At 75.0% G+C, this 14,067-nt stretch carries 11 protein-coding genes; 6 read left to right on the top strand and 5 right to left on the bottom strand.

Annotation, left to right across the window (positions count from 1 at the left end):
- Nucleotides 1–159 precede the first annotated feature (159 nt).
- Nucleotides 160–2,901: an FtsX-like permease family protein gene (locus ACFRMQ_RS26445; RefSeq protein ID WP_380733138.1), complete on the bottom strand. Its 2,742-nt coding sequence runs from the start codon at nt 2,899–2,901 to the stop codon at nt 160–162.
- Entirely contained in the window at nt 2,898–3,659 is a 762-nt protein-coding gene (locus ACFRMQ_RS26450; protein ID WP_380733139.1) for an ABC transporter ATP-binding protein, read from the bottom strand. Before ACFRMQ_RS26450 ends, ACFRMQ_RS26445 begins: the two co-directional genes overlap by 4 nt.
- 269 nt (nt 3,660–3,928) lie before the next feature.
- On the opposite strand from ACFRMQ_RS26450, the gene ACFRMQ_RS26455 reads away from it, so the two are divergent.
- A complete protein-coding gene (locus ACFRMQ_RS26455) occupies nt 3,929–4,663 on the top strand; it encodes an MgtC/SapB family protein (RefSeq protein ID WP_380733140.1) in 735 nt (244 codons plus the stop codon).
- 92 nt (nt 4,664–4,755) lie between these two features.
- Nucleotides 4,756–5,433, top strand: a complete 678-nt coding sequence (locus ACFRMQ_RS26460) for a YoaK family protein (RefSeq protein WP_380733141.1) — start codon at nt 4,756–4,758, stop codon at nt 5,431–5,433.
- An 18-nt stretch (nt 5,434–5,451) separates the two neighbouring features.
- Here ACFRMQ_RS26460 and ACFRMQ_RS26465 read toward each other — a convergent pair whose 3' ends face one another.
- A complete protein-coding gene (locus ACFRMQ_RS26465) occupies nt 5,452–6,108 on the bottom strand; it encodes a hypothetical protein (protein ID WP_380733142.1) in 657 nt (218 codons plus the stop codon).
- A gap of 442 nt (nt 6,109–6,550) precedes the next feature.
- Here ACFRMQ_RS26465 and ACFRMQ_RS26470 point away from each other — a divergent pair, with 442 nt between their 5' ends.
- The 3 genes from ACFRMQ_RS26470 to ACFRMQ_RS26480 are packed head-to-tail and all read left to right on the top strand — an operon-like array spanning nt 6,551 to nt 9,989.
- Complete coding sequence (locus ACFRMQ_RS26470; RefSeq protein WP_380693770.1) at nt 6,551–7,075, top strand: PadR family transcriptional regulator; 525 nt, start codon at nt 6,551–6,553, stop codon at nt 7,073–7,075.
- Nucleotides 7,072–7,758: an ABC transporter ATP-binding protein gene (locus ACFRMQ_RS26475; protein ID WP_380733143.1), complete on the top strand. Its 687-nt coding sequence runs from the start codon at nt 7,072–7,074 to the stop codon at nt 7,756–7,758. Before ACFRMQ_RS26470 ends, ACFRMQ_RS26475 begins: the two co-directional genes overlap by 4 nt.
- Nucleotides 7,755–9,989 (top strand): FtsX-like permease family protein, encoded by a 2,235-nt coding sequence (locus tag ACFRMQ_RS26480; protein ID WP_380733144.1) that lies wholly within the window; start codon nt 7,755–7,757, stop codon nt 9,987–9,989. Before ACFRMQ_RS26475 ends, ACFRMQ_RS26480 begins: the two co-directional genes overlap by 4 nt.
- 93 nt (nt 9,990–10,082) lie before the next feature.
- Here the strand turns inward: ACFRMQ_RS26480 and ACFRMQ_RS26485 are convergent, their stop codons facing one another.
- Nucleotides 10,083–10,640, bottom strand: coding sequence for an NUDIX hydrolase (locus ACFRMQ_RS26485; RefSeq protein ID WP_380733145.1), 558 nt, complete (start codon nt 10,638–10,640; stop codon nt 10,083–10,085).
- Between the two features lie 47 nt (nt 10,641–10,687).
- Nucleotides 10,688–12,190, bottom strand: coding sequence for an SDR family NAD(P)-dependent oxidoreductase (locus tag ACFRMQ_RS26490; protein ID WP_380733147.1), 1,503 nt, complete (start codon nt 12,188–12,190; stop codon nt 10,688–10,690).
- 319 nt (nt 12,191–12,509) lie between these two features.
- Between ACFRMQ_RS26490 and ACFRMQ_RS26495 the strand changes: the two genes are divergently transcribed.
- Nucleotides 12,510–13,949 (top strand): GuaB1 family IMP dehydrogenase-related protein, encoded by a 1,440-nt coding sequence (locus tag ACFRMQ_RS26495; protein ID WP_380733146.1) that lies wholly within the window; start codon nt 12,510–12,512, stop codon nt 13,947–13,949.
- Nucleotides 13,950–14,067 lie beyond the last annotated feature (118 nt).

Raw genomic sequence — 14,067 nt, forward strand, 5'->3', positions numbered from 1 at the left:
GGGTGAAGGGGACGGGCGCCCGGCGGGTTCCCGGGGGTGGCCGGGTGGTGTGCCCAGTCCGTGTCGAAGCCGTGTCCGACGCCGATGGTCCGAGGGGTCAGGCCCGATGGATCAGGCCCAAGGGGTCAGGCCCGGCGGATCAGGTCCGACGGCCCCGGCTCAGGACAGCCGCCTCCCGAGCGGGACGCGGGAGCGGGTGAACGCCGCCGCGATCAGCCCCGCGGCCACCGGCAGCACCAGCACGATCAGCAGCAGCTCGACCCAGGGCGCGGTGATCAGCGTCGGCCCGGCGCCGAACCCGCCGCCCCGGGACTTCAGCAGCCCCACCGCCGGCACGAAGCCGTTGACCGCCCCGAGCAGCGCGCCCAGCAGCGCGATCAGCGCGCACTGGAGGCCCGCCATGGTCCGCCGGATCCGCGGCGGAGCGCCGACCGCGGCCAGGGTGGCCTGGTCCTGCCGGGAGTCGGCGGCCGCCAGCCCGGTGGCGATCCCGGCCGCACCGAGCACGACCAGCCCGGCGAAGCCGGTGAGCGCCAGGGTGAGCGCGTCGCTCTTCGGCTGGTACCCGCGCTCCACCCGCAGCGTGGCGAAGCGGTCCAGCCGGACGGCGGCGGCCTCGGCGCGCTGCTGCGCCTTGCGGTCGGGCGCGGTGGCGGGCAGCCAGACCGATCCGGTCGACCGGGCGGTGAGGTCGAGCCCGAACGCGGGCAGCGCGGAGGGCAGCACCAGGCCCTGGGCCAGCTTGGCGGCGGCCGGGTCGTCCACCAGCACCACGTCGACCGGGACTTCCCGCAGCTCGGGCTTGGGCTCCTCGCCCGGCTTCACCGGGGCGCCGCCGCGCAGCAGCAGCACGGCCTTGCCGTCGGCGCCCACCGCGTTCCGGTCGAAGACCAGCAGCCTGCCGGCGGCCAGCGCCCGCTCGGCGGCCGGGTCGTGGACGCCGAACAGGTTGTGCAGCACGTTCGCGTCACCGGCGGCCAGGTGCGGCGGGGCGATCAGGCCGTGCCGCACCATCGGGCGCTTGAGCTGGACGGTGCTGGAGCAGTTGTCGCAGAAGCGGTAGTCCACCTCGCCGAGGTCACCGCGCGGGCCGAGCCCGGCCAGCTGCCTCTCCAGCTCGGCGCGCTCCTCGGCGAGCCGCGGCCCGTCCTGGTGGCTGATCAGCTGGACGGCGCCGTACGGGGCCTCCGGCTCGTAGTCGCGCCGGTTCTCGGCGTCGGTGCTGGTGGTGTAGACGCCGATGGCGACGGCGCCGGCCACCGCGGCCATCACGGCGGCGACCGCCGGGGCGGTGCGCGAGCGGTGCCGGGCGGAGTCGCGCAGTGCGAGCCGGGGGCCGAGCGGCAGCCGGCCGGCGGCCCGGCCGACCAGCGCGACCAGCATCGGGGTGCACAGCAGCAGGCCGAGTTCGGCGGTCACCGAACCGCCGAGCACGGTCAGCACCCGGGTGTCGTAGCCGCCCACGCCCCGCTGGTCGCGCGGGACGGCGCTCGCGCCGTACATCGCGAACCCGGCGCCGAGGGCGACCAGCGCCACACCGGCGACGGTGACCCATCGGCTGGGCCCGCGGACGGTGTCCCGGCCGGTGAGCCCGGCGGTGACGCTGCGCCGGGCGGCCTGCACCGCGGGCAGCGCGGCCGCGAGCAGCGCCGTGACCAGGCCGATCCCGGCGATCGCGAGCAGGTCCGGCGGGCGCACCGCGAAGTGCCCGAAGCGCGCGCCGCCGACCTGTTCGATCACCGGCCGCAGCACGGTCACCGCCGCGGTGCCGAGCACCACACCGAGGACGGCGCCGACGGTGCCCAGGACCGCCCCGCCGCCGAGCACCACCGCGCCGACGTGGGCACGGCTGCCGCCGGCCGCGCCGAGCAGGGCGAGCTGGCGGCGCGAGCGGCTGGCGCCGACCGCGAAGGCGGGCCCGGCGAGCAGGGCGACCTCCAGCAGGGCCAGGCCGCTCACGGTGGCGACGACGATCCTGGTGTTCCGCTCGGGCGTCGGGTCGCTGTAGCGGAACGAGTCGCGGTAGTAGGGGACGGCCCGCTCCGGCGGCGGGGCGAGGGCCACCGAGCGCGCGGTCAGGGTGTAGCCGTGGGCGTTGAACCGCTGGACCGCGGCCCAGTCGAGGACGGCCCCGGACGGCAGCCGGACCAGCCAGCCGGAGCGGGTCACCGCGGGCTTCTCCGCGGTGGGCCCGCCGGCGGCCTGCGCGGCACTCAGCGGGTCGATCAACTCGCCGGGCCGGGCGACGAGTTCGACCCGCCCCAGCTCGCTCGGGTGCTCCACCACGGCGGTGATGGTGTAGCTGGTGCGTTCCAGCGTCTGGAGCGTGGTGGTGGCGCCGAGGCCGAGGCCGGAGCGGTCCAGGAAGGCCCGGGTGACGGCCACTTCGTGCGGGGCGTTCGGGGCGCGGCCCTCGACCAGGTCCAGCCGGCCGCGCCAGATCGGGTCGCCGAGGTCGGCCTCGGTGGTGAGGGTGCGGACCAGGCCCTCGGGCGAGGTCGCGCCGGCCTCCGGACCGGGCCGGGCCGGGGTGAGCGCGCTGCCGGGCGGCAGCAGCGAACCGATCAGGGAGACCGGGTCGGTGCTCGCGCCCCTGCCCTGCTCCTCCGCCGGCGGCTGGTCCGGGCGGGGAGGGACCGAGAAGGCGCCGTCCTCGGCGATCGGGGCCTGCTCCACCGGCTGGCCCGGGTCGAGCGAGGTGACCAGGGCGTCCGCGCCGCCCACCACCCGCTCCACCCGCTCGGCCGGGGTCAGCTGCCCGCTGCGGTGGACCACGTCGGCGCCGGTGACGCCGAGCACGGGCAGCGCGATCATGGCGATGATCAGCGCGTTGCGGCCCTTGGCGCGCAGCGCGTCACGGCGGGCGATGCGCAGGGCGACCCGCCAGGCTCCGATCTTCAACGCGCCACCTCGCCGAACGCGCGCACCTCGGCGGGGTGGGCGGAGGAGCGGCGGCCGGCGGTCTCCGAGGAGACCGCGCCGTCCCGCAGGTGGACCACCCGGTCCGCCCAACTGGCGTGCGCCGCCTCATGGGTGACCATCATCGCGGCCGCCCCGGCGTCGCAGCGGGCGCGCAGCACGGCGAGCACCGCCTCGCCGGTGGCCGAGTCGAGGGCGCCGGTCGGCTCGTCCGCGAGCACCAGCCGGCGCTCGCCGATCAGGGCGCGGGCGATCGCCACGCGCTGCTGCTGACCGCCGGACATGTCGTCGGGGAAGCGGTCGGCGAGTTCGCCGATGCCCAGTTCCTCCAGCGCGGCCAGCGCCTCCCGGCGGGCCCGGCGGCCAGGGACGCCGTCGAGTTCGCGCGGCAGGGCGATGTTCTCGGCGGCGGTGAGCGCCGGGATCAGGTTGTAGTCCTGGAAGACGTACCCGATCGAGCGCCGCCGCAGGTCGGCGAGCTTGCCTCGGCCGAGGCCGCCGAGCGCGACCCCCTCCACCAGGACCTCGCCGTCGCTGGGCTGGTCCAGCCCGCCGGCCAGGGTCAGCAGGGTGGACTTCCCGGAGCCGGACGGGCCCATGACGGCGACGAACTCGCCCGGGTGGACGGCCAGGTCGATGCCGCGCAGGGCGTGCACCTCGGCGGCGCCCCGTCCGTGCACCCGGGTGACGGCGGCCAGCCGCAGGACGGGCGCGGGCCGGGCCGGATCGGTGTGGGACACACTTCCCCCTCGTGAGCTTCTCGACTACATATGTCGGTGAACTGTATATACCGGAAGACGCGCTATCGGCCACCTCGGTTCGCTCCCGACCGCGGCGGTTCACAAACGGTGGCTAGGATCCGGCCGGAGCCCGGCGCGGTACGCGAACCGGGAACCGTCCTGCGCGCCTACCCGGTGGCCGCGACGGCGCTGGTCATCATCGAGCTCGTCCGGACCGTCGGCCGCGTGCCACCGCCCCGTCCCCCTCCTCCCGTGAAGGAGGTGCCGTCGTGCACACCCTGAGCACCGTCGACTTCCTGGTCCGACTCGCCACCGGCGTCGCCTGCGGCGCGCTGATCGGCATCGAACGCCAGTGGCGGGCCCGGATGGCCGGCCTGCGCACCAACGCCCTGGTTGCCGCCGGCGCCACCCTGTTCGTCCTGTACAGCGAGGCCGTCGTCGACACCGGCAGCCCCACCCGGGTCGCCTCCTACGTCGTCTCCGGCATCGGCTTCCTCGGCGGTGGCGTCATCCTGCGCGACGGCGCCGGCGTCCGCGGCCTCAACACCGCGGCCACGCTGTGGTGTTCGGCCGCCGTCGGGGTGCTGGCCGCCTCCGGCAAGCTGGAGTTCGCCGTCCTCGGCACGATCGCCGTGCTCGTCGTCCACCTGGTGCTGCGCCCGGCCGGGCGGCTGCTCGACCGGGCCCCGCAGTCCGGCAGCGACCCGGACTCCACCAGCCGCGCCACCGTCCACCTGGTGTGCGAGCGCAAGGCCGAGACCCACATCCGGGCCCTGCTGCTCCAGGCGCTCACCGCCTCCGGGCTCGCCCCGACCGGCCTGCGCGCCCGCCGCACCGAGGACGGCGAGGCGACCAGCCTGCGGGCCACCGTCGCGATCACCGGACAGGTCGCCCCCGCGCTCGAACAGGTCGTCACCCGGCTGTCGCTGGAGCCCGGCGTGCGGGACCTGCACTGGCACCTGGAGGACGAAGCGGAGGACCCGGGCAATCCGGCGCTCGCTTAGGCCGTGTCCGGGCGATCCTGCCGGGCCCGCGCCCGGACAGGGCCTGAGGGAGTAGAACGGAAGGACCGTCACCCGAACCGTCTGGAGGAGCGATGCCGACCCCCGATCCGAAGCACGGGCCGCTGGTGCCGATGCTGCTGGTGCTGACCGTGGTCACCGGAGTGGTGGACGCGGTCAGCTACCTCGAACTCGGCCACGTCTTCGTCGCCAACATGACCGGCAACGTGGTGTTCCTCGGCTTCGCGCTGGCCGGCGCGGCCAACCTCTCCGCCACCGCCTCGCTGGCCGCCCTCGCCGCCTTCCTGCTCGGCGCCCTGGTCGGCGGCCACCTCGCCCGCCGGCTGCCGGGCCACCGCGGGCGCCTGCTGGCCGCCGCCGTCGCCGTCCAGGCGGCGCTGGTCGCCGCCGCCACCGCCCTGGCGGCGGTGGCCGGCCACACCTCGGACCCGGCCCGCTACACCCTGATCGGGCTGCTCGGCTTCGCCATGGGCGGCCAGAACGCGGTGGTCCGCGCGCTGAAGGTCCCCGACCTCACCACCACCGTGCTCACCATGACGATCACCGCCCTCGCCGCCGACCGCACCGGCTCCCGCCGCCTGGCCTCCGCCGTCTGGATGTTCGCCGGCGCGCTCGTCGGGGCCCTCCTGGTCCTCCACGTGAGCGTCCCGGTGGCCCTCGCGTCGGCCCTCGTCCTGCTCGTCGCCGTCGCCGCCCTCATCCACCGCGCGGGCAGGCCCACCCCGGCCCCGGCCTGGACCCGGCCGCTCTGACCGGGTGCCGGCCCGGGGTCAGTCCTCCTGACGGTGACCGGCGCGCCCGCTCCAGAGGGGTTCGAGGCGGGCCCAGTCCTCGGTCCAGGCGGTCTCGGCCCGGCGGTCGAGGGTGTGGAGGCGCAGCCGGACGCCGAGGGCGAGGAGGGCCAGCAGGGTGAGGAGGGCGCCGGCGCCGGTGCAGGCGGCGGAGACGGCGAGGGCCGTCGGGTCGGCCGGGGGAGCGGAGACCTCGCCGGCCCCGTCGATCCAGAGCGGGATGTGGCTGCCGGTGACGGCGGACCGGGGGGCCTGGACGGTGCCGAGGTGCTCGGTGCCGTCGGGGGTGGTCCAGGCGGCGTCGACGTCGATCCGGCTGCTGTAGCCGCCGGAGAAGCGGCTGCCGGTGACGGCCAGGTGCTCCGGGGTGTCGCGGACCACGGCGTCGACCCGGGTCAGCCGGCCGCGGTCGGCGTCGGCCCGGGGCGCGGTGGAGCGGTGGAGCAGCAGGGCGCCGCCCGCGGACAGCGCGACGGCGAGCATCGCGCCGAGCACGGCGGACAGCCAGGCCCGGGCCCGGGAGCGGTCGACGGGGCGGGCGAGCGGTTCGTGCCGGGCGCCGAAGGTCCGCCGCAGCTGACGGCCGGCGCGGCGCGGGAGCGACGCGGGCCTGGCCGGACGGGGGGTGCTGGACACGGTGAGGGCTCCTCAGGGGCGGGGGGACGCACTGCGGTTCCGCCCCCAATGTCCACCCGGCGGCCCCCCGCGCACAAGAGTCGTGCGCGGTCGTAGTACCGCCAGGGCCGCTCGTACCCGGAGCCGGGACGTTCGGCCCTCGGCAGCCGTGCTCCGCTGCGGCAGGCTGGGGACCGGCGGCGCCCCCGTGCCTGGGCGCGGCCGTGGTCCGGACCGTGGGGGTGCCGGGCCGAGGTGCGGGGCAGGGGGTGGTCGTGGGGGCCACCCCCTGCCTGCCCCGCACCGGTTCTCCCGCTCCCGCCCTCGCGATCGGCCTCTCCCGATCCCGCCCTCCCGGTCCCGCTCTTTCCGTGACAGCGCCGGAAACTGACGACCTCTCGGTCCGGGGCCGTATTCTTCCCAGATATACACTCGGAGTATACGTCGGGTGTATGTTTCCCCCATGAGTGTTCCTCTGACCATCCTGGGGCTGCTGGAGCGGGAGCCGAGCCACGGCTACGACCTCAAGCGCGACTACGACGCCCTCTTCGGCCGCGGCAAACCCCTCCCGTACGGCCAGGTCTACGCGACCCTCGGCCGGCTGGCCCGCGACGGCAAGGTGGTGGCCGGCGAGGCGGAGCCCGGTGACGGGCCCGAGCGCAAGCGCTACGTCATCACCGAGACCGGGGCGACCGAGTTCGAGACCTGGCTCCAGGAGCCGGTCGCGCCCGAACCCAACCTCCAGTCCGTGCTGTTCACCAAGGTGGTGCTGGCCCTGATGCTGGGCCGCGACGCCGAGCAGTACCTGGACACCCAGCGCGCGGCCCACCTGCGCCGGATGCGCGAACTCACCGCACTGCGCCGCACCGGCGCCCTGGTGGACGGCCTGCTCGCCGACCACGGCCTGTTCCACCTGGAGGCCGACCTGCGCTGGATCGACCTGACCGCCGCCCGGCTGGACGCGCTCGCCGCGGAGGTGAACGCGTGACCGCGATCATCGAGGCCCGCGACGTCGCCCTCGCCTTCGGCGAGACCCCGGCCCTGCGCGGGGCGAGCCTGTCCGTCCAGGCCGGCGAGGTGCTCGCCGTCATGGGCCCCAGCGGCTCGGGCAAGTCGACGTTACTGCACTGCCTGGCCGGCATCCTGGTGCCCGACGCCGGGGAGGTGCTGTTCGAGGGGCGGCGCCTGGACACCCTGCCGGAGGCCCGGCGCAGCGCCCTGCGCCGGGACCGGTTCGGCTTCGTCTTCCAGTTCGGCCAGCTGGTGCCGGAACTGACGGCCGAGGAGAACATCGCCCTGCCGCTGCTGCTGAACGGTGTGCGCCGCGCCGCCGCGCTGGCCGAGGCCCGGCCGTGGTTCGCCCGGCTCGGCCTGGACGGCCTGGAGAAGCGCCGCTCCGGCGAGCTGTCGGGCGGTCAGGCGCAGCGGGTCGCGCTGGCCCGGGGCCTGGTGGCCCGTCCGAAGGTGCTGTTCGCCGACGAGCCGACCGGCGCGCTGGACTCGCTGACCGGTGAACAGGTGATGGAGCTGATGGTCGCCTCGGCCAAGGAGCAGGGGACCACCGTCGTCCTGGTCACCCACGAGGCCCGGGTCGCCGCCTACGCGGACCGCGAGGCGGTCGTCCGCGACGGCCGGGCCCGCGCCCTCCCCGCCGGAGCGGTGGCCTCGTGATCTCCTTCTCGCTCCGGCTGGCCGTCAGCGGCGGCCGGGAGGCGGTGGCCCGGCTGTTGATGATCGCGGCGGCGGTCGCGGTCGGCGTCGGGCTGCTGCTGTCCACCTTCGCCACCCTGAACGCCCTGGACCGGGCCAACGAGCGGCAGCTCTGGATGAACACCGGTGCCCGGGGCGCGACCGCGACGGCCCCGGTCGACCCGCTCTGGTGGGGCGCCCGGATGGACTACTACCGGGGGAAGACCGTCTTCCGGGCCGACCTCGCCCCCACCGGGCCCACCTCCCCGCTGCCGCCCGGACTGAGCCGGCTGCCCGCGCCCGGTGAGTACTACGCCTCGCCCGCGCTCGCGAAGCTGCTGGGCGAGGTCCCAGCCGCCGAACTCGGCGACCGCTTCCCCGGACGGTACGTCGGCACCCTCGCCGACGCCGGGCTGCCCTCCCCGGACACCCTGGCGGTGGTCGTCGGCCGCACCACGGACGAGGTCAGGGCACTGCCGAGGGCCGTCGAGGTCACCGGCCTCGCCACCGCGCTGCCCGGGACGTGCGACCAGGACTGCTACGGCGTGGGCGTGCACGGGGACCGGATGGTGCTGGTGCTCACCGTGGTGGCCGCCGCGCTGATCTTCCCGGTACTGGTCTTCATCGGCACCGCGACCCGCTTGTCCGCCGCCACCCGGGAGCAGCGCTACGCCGCGATGCGCCTGGTGGGCGCGACGCCCGGCCAGGTGTCGGTGATCTCGGCGGTGGAGTCCACCCTGGCCGCGGTGGCCGGCACGGCCGTCGGCTTCGGCCTGTACACCGCGCTGAAGCCGGTCGTGGCCGAAGTGCCGTTCACCGGCGACCGCTTCTTCGCCGCCGACCTGGGCCTGCACCTGCCGCAGGTGGCCGGGGTGGTGCTGGGCGTGCCGGTGGCGGCCGCCCTCGCCGCCCGGTTCGCGCTGCGCAGGGTCACCGTCTCGCCGCTCGGGGTCGCCCGTCGGGTCACCCCGAAGCCACCGAGCGCCTGGCGGCTGGCGCCCCTGGTGGCCGGGCTCGCCGAACTCGGCTACGTCATCGGCCGGCGCCCGGGGTCCGTCGACGCGCAGGCCCTGGTGTACCTGACCGGCTTCGTCCTGGTGATGCTCGGCCTGGTGGCCGGCGGTCCGTGGCTCACCATGGCGAGCGCCCGGGCGGTGGCCCGGCGGACCAGCCGGCCGGCCTCGCTGATCGCGATGCGCCGCCTGGCGGACGACCCGAGGACGGGCTTCCGCTCGGTCACGGGCCTGGTGCTGGCGCTGTTCGTGACCACCGGGACCTTGGCCATCATGGGCGCCATCAACGAGAACAGGGGCATGCTGAACGGTGCCCCCGAGGTGCGCAAGGCGGTCGTGGACACCTCCTTCGGAAGCCGGCCGCACGAGGAGGTGCTGCCGTCGGTGCCCGACGGCGTGCTGGCGCGGGCCCGGGCCGTCCCAGGGTTCCGGGGGATCGCCCTGGTGCACGACAACCCGGCCCGGATCGGCACGTCGGAGCTCGGCAAGCCCGGGCTGGTGCCCGCGTTGGTGAGCTGCGCGGAACTCGCCCGGACCCCGGTGATCGGCCACTGCGCCGCGGGCGCGGAGGTCGCCGTGGTCGACCCGATCCAGCTGCTCTCACTGGTGGACGCCTCCGACCAGGAGTGGCCGGCCGCGCCGGTGTCCGCGGCGGAGGTGGCCGGGCTGCCGGTACGGATGATCTACGCGACCACCGACGGCTCCACGACGGCCAAGGAGCAGTTGCGGACCCTGTTCACGAAGGAGTTCCCGCACTACGAGGCGCGGTTGGCCGAGGACTGGTCCACCGCCGCGCAGAAGAAGCTCCAGGGCTGGCGTCAGCTGGCGGACATCGTGCTGCTGACCACCCTGCCGATCGCCGGGTGCAGCCTCGCGGTGAGCGTGGTGGCCGGGCTCTCCGACCGCCGGCGGCCGTTCGCGATGCTGCGGCTGACCGGGGCGCCGCTGCGGCTGCTCCAGCGAGTGGTCGCACTGGAGAGCGCGCTGCCGCTGCTGGTGGTGTCGGCGCTCGCGATCGGGACGGGCTTCGCCGCGGCGGCGATGTTCCTCAAGGCGCAGCTGGGCTACGACCTGGCCTCGCCGGACCTGACGTACTACGGGCTGGTCGGCTTCGGGCTGGCCGCCTCGCTCGGGATCATCGCCTCGACGCTGCCGCTGCTGCGGCGGATCACCGGGCCGGAGGGGGCGCGCAACGGCTGAGCGGCCTGATCCGGTCGCCCGCCCCGTCGTGCGCCCTGTCCTCCGCGCTGTCCCCGCCCTGCTCTGTCCTGCCCTCCGCCCCGTCGTCCGCTCTCAGCGGGCGACGGGGTAGCCGTGCGTCCCGTGCGCCCGCGCCACGTCCAGCCCCGGCAGCCAGCTGCCGAGCACCAGCGCGGACGGGTAGAACATCGGCTCCGGCAGCGCGTCCACCGGGAAGCGCTCCCAGCCGGCGCAGGCGTGCGGCTCGGTGACCACCGCCTCGGCCAGGCTCGGCGGCGCCAGCACGGCGGCGGTCAGCCGGGGCCGGCCGAGCTCGTGGTCGAGGTGGACGGCGAGCACCCGCATCCGCTCGGCGGGCAGCACGATCCCGGTCTCCTCGGCGAGTTCGCGGGCGGCCGTCCGCTCGAAGGACTCGCCGAGGTCGACCTTGCCGCCGGGCAGGCTCCAGGTGGGCGGCTCGCCGGCCGTGATGCGGCGGCCGACCAGCACCCGGCCGTCCCCGGTGGGCACGATGACCCCCGCGCCGAGCAGCGGTGCGGTCGGTGTCCCACCGAGTGCCGCACCGAGTGCCGCGCTGGGTGCCGCGCTGGGTGCCGTACCGAGTGCCGTGCCGGGTTTCGGGTCGGGTTTCGGGTCGGGTGCTGGGGTCAACTCGCCATCTCCTTCAGCCGGGAACGACTCGCCGTCCCTCGGACGGTCTACCAGTTGGAGCGCTCGTAGTCCTTGAGGAAGCAGCCGTACAGGTCCTCGCCCGCCTCGCCGCGCACGATCGGGTCGTACACCCGGGCCGCGCCGTCGACCAGGTCGAGCGGGGCGTGGAACCCCTCGTCGGCGAGGCGCATCTTGTCCGGGTGCGGCCGCTCGTCGGTGATCCAGCCGGTGTCGACGGCGGTCATCAGGATGCCGTCGGCCTCGAACATCTCCTGCGCGCTGGTGCGGGTGAGCATGTTGAGCGCGGCCTTGGCCATGTTGGTGTGCGGGTGGCCGGCGCCCTTGTAGCCGCGGGAGAAGACACCCTCCATCGCGGAGACGTTGACGACGTACTTGCGGCGCGACGCGGAGGCGGCCATCGCCGGGCGCAGCCGGCTGATCAGGATGAACGGCGCCGTGGAGTTGCAGAGCTGGACCTCCAGCAGCTCCATCGGGCCGACCTCGGAGACGGTCTGCACCCAGCTGTTGGTGTCGGCGAGGTCGGGCACCAGGCCGCCGGCGTCGATCGCGGTGCCGGCCGCGATCCGGGCCGGGGTGGCGGAGCCGGTGACCAGGGCGAGCGAGGTGACGTCCTCGGCGGCGATCCGCTGCGCGTCGCCACCGGCCTGGTGGGGGAGCGCGGGCAGGTCGACGCTGCCGCTGCCGAAGCGGCCGATCGTGGTGGCCTGCGGCAGCTCGCCGGCCGGCAGCGGCGCGGACTCGGCGGCGAGGAGCTCGCGGTAGGACTCCGGCGGGCGGCGCACGGTCTGCGCGGCGTTGTTGATCAGGATGTCCAGCGGGCCGTCGGCGGCGACCTCGTCGGCCAGCGCCATCACCTGGGCCGGGTCGCGCAGGTCGATGCCGACGACCTTGAGGCGGTGGATCCACTCGGCGCTGTCCGGCATCGCCGTGAAGCGGCGGATCGCGTCGTTGGGGAAGCGGGTGGTGATGGTGGTGTGGGCGCCGTCGCGCAGCAGCATCAGCGCGATGTACATCCCGATCTTGGCCCGGCCGCCGGTGAGCAGCGCGCGCTTGCCGGTGAGGTCGGCGCGGGCGTCCCGGCGGGTGCGGTTCTTGACGGCGCAGTTCTGGCAGAGGTTGTGGTAGAACGCGTCGACCTCGACGTACCGCTGCTTGCAGGTGTAGCAGGAGCGGGGGCGCTCCAGGATGCCGGCGATCTCGGTGGTGGTGACGGTGGTCAGGCCGAAGGCGCCGGCCGTCTCGTCGTCGATCCGGGTGGGTGCGCCGGTGGCGGTGCGGGCGGTGACCTCGCGGTCGTTGGCCGTCTTGCGGGCCCGGGTCTCCTGGCGGCGGCGCTGCTTGAGGGTCCGGAATATGCCGCCGACGGCCTTGCGGACGGTGATCGCGTCCGGGTGGTCCACGTGCAGCTCGTCCAGTTCGGCGAGTACCTCCAGGCAGAGCCGCAGCCGCCCGGGGTCGAGGCCGGGACCGTAGTCGATGTCCTCCTCGGTGCCCTCGTCCTGGCCGTGCTGGATGTCCGTCTGCCCGATGCCCACGCTTGCTGTCGCTTTCCCGTCCGCCACGCCCGTTACCGCGTGAAGCCGTGCCCGTTACCGCGTGAATGCTACGGGAGTGGTCCGGACCGGGGCGAAAACCCGACGTCGGAGGGGGTCTTTGGAGGATCGTCCAGGTCTACGCGCGGAGCATTGATCACGGTTTGTGGACAGCTCCGGCAATGCTCTTCGAACTGGCATTTGCCCCCGCCCTCCCGGAGAATCGAACGCTGGGTGCCGGGCGCCCGAGTGCGCTCCCACGGCCTCGCCGCAACCGCACCCGAGGTGTACCTCCTCCCAGCCAGAGAGCCCTTTCATGCGTTTCCTGAACGACCTCAAGCCCTCGTACGACCTGACGTACGACGACGTCTTCATGGTCCCCAGCCGTTCCGCCGTGGGCTCGCGGCAGGGCGTCGACCTCTCCTCGCAGGACGGCACCGGCACCACCATCCCGCTGGTCGTGGCCAACATGACCGCCATCGCCGGGCGCCGGATGGCCGAGACCGTGGCCCGCCGCGGCGGCCTGGTCGCCATCCCGCAGGACATCCCCACCGAGGTCATCGCCGAGGTCGTCTCCTGGGTCAAGCGGCGCCACCTGGTGTTCGACACCCCGATCACCCTCGCCCCGGGCGCCACCGTGGCCGAGGCGATCTCGCTGCTGCCCAAGCGCGCGCACGGCGCCCTCGTGGTGGTCGAGGACGGCAAGCCGGTCGGCGTGGTCACCGAGTCCGACTGCCAGGGCGTGGACCGCTTCACCAGCCTCGCCGACATCATGTCCCGCGAACCGCTGCTGCTGAACGAGGACATCGAGCCGCGGGCCGCCTTCGAGAAGCTCACCGAGGCGCACTTCAAGCTCGCCCCGGTGGTGGACGGCGAGGGCCGGCTGGTCGGCCTGCTCACCCGCAAGGGCGCGCTGCGCGCCACCCTGTACAGCCCGGCCGTGGACGCGGACGGCAAGCTGCGGGTCGCCGCCACCGTCGGCATCAACGGCGACGTCGCGGGCAAGGCCGGGGCGCTGATCGAGGCCGGTGCCGACGTGCTCGTGGTGGACACCGCGCACGGCCACCAGGAGTCCATGATCAGCGCGCTGCGCGCGGTGCGCGGCCTGGACCCGAAGATCCCGATCGTGGCCGGCAACGTGGTCTCCGCCGCCGGCGTCCGCGACCTGGTCGAGGCGGGCGCCGACATCCTCAAGGTCGGCGTCGGACCGGGCGCCATGTGCACCACCCGGATGATGACCGGCGTCGGCCGCCCGCAGTTCTCCGCCGTGCTGGAGTGCGCCGCCGAGGCGCGCCGGCTCGGCAAGCACGTCTGGGCCGACGGCGGTGTGCGCCACCCGCGCGACGTCGCCATGGCGCTGGCCGCCGGCGCCTCCAACGTGATGATCGGCTCCTGGTTCGCCGGGACCTACGAGTCCCCGGGTGACCTCCAGACGGCCGCCGACGGCCGCCAGTACAAGGAGAGCTTCGGCATGGCCTCGGCCCGTGCGGTGAGCAACCGCACCGCCCAGGACTCCTCGTACGACCGGGCCCGCAAGGCGCTGTTCGAGGAGGGCATCTCGCACTCCCGGATGTTCCTGGACCCGGCGCGCCCGGGCGTCGAGGACCTGATCGACTCGATCATCGCCGGGGTGCGCAGCTCCTGCACCTACGCGGGTGCCAACACCCTGGAGGAGTTCCACGAGAAGGCGATCGTGGGCGTCCAGAGCGCGGCCGGCTACGCCGAGGGCAAGCCGCTGCACTCCAGCTGGGCCTGATCACCGGGCGCGGCGCCTGTCGCGTCGGTGGTGTCGGCCGTGCCTGTCGTGTCGGCCGTGCCTGTCGCGTCGGTCGAGCCGGTCGTGTCGGCCGTCCGGCTCCTCGCCTCGGGGAGCC

This window comes from Kitasatospora sp. NPDC056783 (assembly GCF_042789895.1).
GTDB lineage: Bacteria > Actinomycetota > Actinomycetes > Streptomycetales > Streptomycetaceae > Kitasatospora.